Source organism: Vibrio sp. 1288 (assembly GCF_033344475.1).
The window spans coordinates 1-552 of sequence record NZ_JAWPOX010000976.1; the positions used below are offsets into that span (position 1 = coordinate 1).

Annotated in this window: 1 pseudogene; it reads left to right on the forward strand. The window is 46.9% G+C overall.

The annotated features are described in order from the left end of the window. Positions 1–552: pseudogene (locus tag R8O11_RS30420) on the forward strand (hypothetical protein); the annotation flags it as partial.

Consider the following 552-nt stretch of genomic DNA (forward strand, 5'->3'; position numbering starts at 1 on the left):
TGCAGCTAAGGAAGCCCTTTTAGCCTGCAAAGCAGACCTCGATGCTTTGCGCAATGAGCTCGATATATTCATCGATCAAACTACGCCGCTTATCCCTGAAAGTGATGAGACGCGCGAAACCCAGCCGACTTTGAGTTTTCAACGTGTATTGCAACGCGCGGTTTTCCATGTTCAGTCGTCTGGTCGCAACGAAGTAACGGGTGCTAATGTATTGGTCGCAATCTTTAGCGAACAAGAGTCGCACGCCGCTTATTTATTGAAGAAAAACGACATTTCTCGCTTAGATATTGTCAACTTTATCTCCCACGGTATTACGAAAGCTTCTGGCGCCGGAGAAGATCCATCTTCTTCAGATTCGTTTAGCTCGGATAGTGTCGAAGAAACAGGTTCCGATGAGCGTTTAGAAAGCTTTGCAACAAACCTCAACCAAGTGGCGAAGGCCGGTAATATTGATCCATTAATTGGCCGTGACAAAGAGCTAGAACGTACGATCCAAGTTCTATGTCGTCGTCGTAAGAACAACCCATTGCTCGTTGGTGAAGCTGGTGTGGG